At 57.0% G+C, this 3,797-nt stretch carries 7 protein-coding genes; 3 read left to right on the top strand and 4 right to left on the bottom strand.

The features are described 5' to 3' along the window. The coding region (locus WA354_RS02890) for a hypothetical protein (RefSeq protein WP_472811506.1) at window positions 1-458 on the top strand (458 nt) is incomplete at its 5' end. A 9-nt stretch (window positions 459-467) separates the two neighbouring features. Here the strand turns inward: WA354_RS02890 and WA354_RS02885 are convergent. Together WA354_RS02885 and WA354_RS02880 are read right to left on the bottom strand one after the other, a co-directional pair. Beyond that, window positions 468-713 (bottom strand): anti-sigma factor family protein, encoded by a 246-nt coding sequence (locus tag WA354_RS02885; protein WP_472811505.1) that lies wholly within the window; start codon window positions 711-713, stop codon window positions 468-470. Next, complete coding sequence (locus WA354_RS02880) at window positions 710-1,333, bottom strand: sigma-70 family RNA polymerase sigma factor (protein ID WP_472811504.1); 624 nt, start codon at window positions 1,331-1,333, stop codon at window positions 710-712. The genes WA354_RS02885 and WA354_RS02880 overlap by 4 nt, the downstream gene beginning before the upstream one ends. 161 nt (window positions 1,334-1,494) lie before the next feature. Here WA354_RS02880 and WA354_RS02875 point away from each other — a divergent pair, with 161 nt between their 5' ends. Both WA354_RS02875 and WA354_RS02870 read left to right on the top strand, forming a co-directional pair. Further along, entirely contained in the window at window positions 1,495-1,857 is a 363-nt protein-coding gene (locus WA354_RS02875; RefSeq protein ID WP_472811503.1) for a zinc-ribbon domain containing protein, read from the top strand. A 191-nt stretch (window positions 1,858-2,048) separates the two neighbouring features. Then, window positions 2,049-2,540, top strand: a complete 492-nt coding sequence (locus WA354_RS02870; RefSeq protein ID WP_472811502.1) for a DUF2141 domain-containing protein — start codon at window positions 2,049-2,051, stop codon at window positions 2,538-2,540. A gap of 3 nt (window positions 2,541-2,543) precedes the next feature. On the opposite strand, the gene WA354_RS02865 is transcribed toward WA354_RS02870, so the two are convergent. Together WA354_RS02865 and WA354_RS02860 are read right to left on the bottom strand one after the other, a co-directional pair. Next, entirely contained in the window at window positions 2,544-3,104 is a 561-nt protein-coding gene (locus WA354_RS02865; RefSeq protein WP_472811501.1) for an SRPBCC family protein, read from the bottom strand. Beyond that, window positions 3,085-3,797 (bottom strand): C45 family peptidase (locus WA354_RS02860; RefSeq protein WP_472811500.1); only part of this gene is annotated, 713 nt, incomplete at its 5' end. The genes WA354_RS02865 and WA354_RS02860, both read right to left, overlap by 20 nt.

The following is a 3,797-nucleotide window of genomic DNA, read 5'->3' as shown; positions in this document are numbered from 1 at the left end:
TAGAGCCCCGCGGCTTTTGGATCAGCATTAAGCAAATGCGCACCATTGGCTGGACGAGCGCCATGCTTGCCCTCCTGCAGAGCCTGTGCACGGCGGTATTGACTGTCAGCGGAATTCGGGTGGCGATCGGGCTTTCGGCGCTGGCTGCCGCAAGCGGCATCTACGCTCCTGCGAAAGGATGGCATCAGGATGCGATTCGCATTCCCATGCTGATCGTGGCTACGCTTGGCGCGGTGCTGAATCTGGCGGTGCTGGGGTGGATTCGCCACTTGAGAAATCGCCCTGCCGCACAGTGGCGCAGGCGCGAAAGGAGTTCCAAAGAAAAGCGGTCGGAACGCCTGCAGATTGTCCTGGCCATCGTTACGATCATTCTTGTGGGGTTGGAGACCTGGACGCATCCGATGGTGCATCGCACGGGGCCGCCTCCACCGTGCAGGATAACGGGCAACTGCACCTAAGCAGCCCTCTCAGCCGCTGGACGCTTCCAGTTCCGTGTCAATACGCGCGTGAAGCCGCTTGCTGAATCCGGCGGGCAATTCAAAAACACGGTCGTCGGCCATCAGGATAACCACGTTGCGTGTGGAGTCGAGAACAGCGGAACAGATTTCGCAGGTCTCGAGATGGCGATCGATATCGGCGCGCAGGGGTGCGTCGACTTCGCCCTCGATGTAGGCGGAGATGTGCTCCCAGACGTGTTTGCAGTCGATCCTCATGTGCGCCCCCCGAACCAGCTTTTGCGTCTGGGAGCAAATCCCTTCAATTGCGGAGCCAGGGCACGCTGCAACAAGGCGCGGGCCCTGTGCAAGCGGACCTTTACGGCGGCCTCACTGATTCCCAATGCGGCCGCAGTCTGGCGGATATCCATTTCTTCGATGTCCCTGAGCAGCACGATGTTACGGTAAATCTCGGGCAGACCCTCGATGGCTTTGCGAAGGATCGCCCTTAGCTCTTTTTGTTCCAGCGCCTCGGTCGGGATTTCGCGCCAGCTGGTGAGGATCGCCGGGGTGTAATCGCCTGTCTGCTCATCGGTTTCGGCATCGAGGGAGTCTTCACGGCGGCTGCTGATTTTGCGCAGCCGCCCCAGCCCTTCATTGCGGGCGATGGAGAGCACCCACGTCCGAAACTGGGAGTCACCGCGGAATTTGTCCAGATTCTGGTAGACCTTTATGACAGTCTCCTGCGCCACGTCTTCCGCGTCGGTTTCATTCTTGAGCAAGGAGAGAAGCAGGAAGTAGATGGAGCGCTCGCAGGGACGGATGAGGTCGTGAAACAAGTGCTTCTCGCCGGCAAGAATGCGGCGGATGCACTCGGCTTCGAATTCCGGATCTGGCAAGGTCATCCGTAGTCGCGTTCGGTTACGAGCCCCAGTTGGGCGGCTGGTTGAGCCACTATACCGCGCCGGGATAGATGGGTGCGAATCCGCTAAATCGATTAAATCTGAATGTTAAGTTTCTGAGGTTCAAGAAGATTCTTATATAAAAATTACCAAGTCGTATGTACAATCGCGACGAGGACAACTCTCAGAGGACACACATGGCCGGAGACATTCAACTTACGTGCAGTGATTGTGGACAAGATTTTACGTTCACCGCTGCGGATCAGGCGTTCTTTCAGGAACGCGGTTATTCGACCCCCAAGCGCTGCAAGCCTTGCCGTCAGGCAAAGAAGAGCGAACAAGGTGGGGGAGGCTCCGGTTATCGTCCGGCACCATCCCATGGAACACCTGTGATCTGCTCCGGCTGCGGCCAGCCAACCACTGTTCCATTTGAACCACGCGGCGATCGTCCGGTGTTTTGCCGTGACTGCTACCAGGCACGCAAAGGCAGCAGCAGCGGCGCACGTTCGGGGCGCTATTAGGGTGCATCGGCGCGGATGCCCTCGAAGGGGGTCCGCGCTCGTACTTCCTCTGACGCGACACAATCCAAGTTGAGACACACTGAAGGCGTCGATTCGGCCCTCGCCGTCTCCGCTTTTCCGTTCAAGTGTTTCCCTGCCCTTCGACTTCGTCGCACGTCTAAACTCCAGGCATGAGAGTCTTCCGTCCCCTGATGACAGTTTTCGCAATCGCCGCCCAATTGGCAACCTCGACTTGCGTGCAGGCGGGGCGGGGGGCGAATTCAATTTCGTCCATGGGCCAGCAGCAGGCCGAGAATAGCGGCACGGGATGCACATTGCGCATTCACGTTGACGGATTGCGTAATTCTGCGGGCGTGGTGGGTGCGGCGATCTTCAGGTCGGCAGACGGATGGCCCGAAGACATGAACAAGTCGTTTCATCATTGGCCTACCCCAATTGAAGCTGGATCGCGCCAGGTGACTGCCGTGATAGAAGACGTGCCCCCCGGAGAGTACGGGGTCGTCACAATTCACGACGAAAACAAAAATCGGAAGTTGGATCGGAATTTCATCGGCATCCCGAAGGAAGGGTTTGGATTCGCGAACAATCCCCACGTCGGACTAAGCGCACCGGCATTTGCGATGGCCATGGTGCATGTCTCCTGCCCTGTAACCGAGACGAACATCCACATCATCTACAAATAGCCTTCAATCATGTCCGGCTTTGCAGGCCGCCTCTATCATGGCTTTGGCCGCATTCAAGGTTGCCTGAGTCTGGCGGGCGATCTTTCCTTTTGCGATCAGATTGAGGAGTTTGGCTTTTAAAGTCGTCGTCGAGTAGAAGTGGCTGATTGCTACCTTTGTTGTTCGATGGCCGAGCGGCTCGAAAGTCGTTTCCACCCTGTAATCAACAAGAATCTTGCTGATACCGAACGTGTCCTCCGGAAGCACAGTGACAATCTTTTGCATCGGGATAATTTCGATGTCTTTCTCGACGCATGAATGCTTCCCACCTGCCAGATGACATTGATACGACACGTCCGGTTCGCGGATGCTCTTGCCAGAAAGAAGATCGACCTTGACCACTCGAGGATGGAACTCCGGGATTTTCGTGAGATCCATTGTGAACGACCACACCGCTTCCAAGGGCGCGTTGATAATGACTTCTTGCCTGGATCGGAACGGTGGCTGCAAAACTTGCCTCAAGATCAGGTGACGGGATTCGTGTGAAATAGTGCTTCGGCGGCGATCAGGGCTTGTCGCCTGCATTGAATTTCGTCCACGGGCCGGCCTTCATGTCTTTGAGGATCGGTTTCAAGTAGTCGAACTGCGGATGAGCGGCGAAGAACGGAGCCGCGAGGAAGTCTTCACCGCAGGGATGTCCGGCGCGCGCGATGATGGAAAGATTCGCGGCGAGGTCGGAGTCGGTGACTTTTCCGGTGACTGCGCCATCGGGATAGTAGGGCGCGTCTCCCCACTCCGGGACGCCATGGGAATCCGCATCAATGTGGCCGCAAAGCGTACGGGCATCCGGGGTCACTTTGCCGGTGTAGCTATCTTCGTGACTGGCAAGGAACTCCTCCGCAAGGTTGACGTCGATCTGGCCCTTGCTCGCGGCAATTTTGCGCTCCCAGGTGATGTGCCGGGCATTCATGGACGAGGACATGTTGGAGGTGTCGAACGCGTCGGTTTCCTCCTTGATCAAAGCGGGATCGCGCGGAAAATTTGAGCTGATGAAGTACCCGTCTTTTGTGCGCCAGACTGGGGTATTCTTCAGACCCAGTTCCAGGTAGGCAATCTCGCCCGTTTTGCGGTCGCCAACCAGCCAGTCATTGGCGTAGCCGCCGTTGTTACCTTCCTTGATAATGGCGACGTATTCGTCGATGGAACTTGCATATTGCATGGCCTTGCGCGAGCGCACGAACTCAGGGATGCCATCGGGATTCCAGCCGATGAATTGGG

The sequence above is a fragment of the Occallatibacter sp. genome (genome assembly GCF_049802275.1).
Classification (GTDB): domain Bacteria; phylum Acidobacteriota; class Terriglobia; order Terriglobales; family Acidobacteriaceae; genus Telmatobacter.
The sequence above is the reverse complement of the archived record's forward strand: the minus strand, read 5'-3'. Positions and strand labels throughout refer to the sequence as shown.

Coding starts and splice junctions, on each gene's coding strand:
- WA354_RS02885 (WP_472811505.1), bottom strand. CDS start 713: ATGAGGATCGACTGCAAACACGTCTGGGAGCACATCTCCGCCTACATC.
- WA354_RS02875 (WP_472811503.1), top strand. CDS start 1,495: ATGTACAATCGCGACGAGGACAACTCTCAGAGGACACACATGGCCGGA.
- WA354_RS02870 (WP_472811502.1), top strand. CDS start 2,049: ATGACAGTTTTCGCAATCGCCGCCCAATTGGCAACCTCGACTTGCGTG.
- WA354_RS02865 (WP_472811501.1), bottom strand. CDS start 3,104: ATGCAGGCGACAAGCCCTGATCGCCGCCGAAGCACTATTTCACACGAA.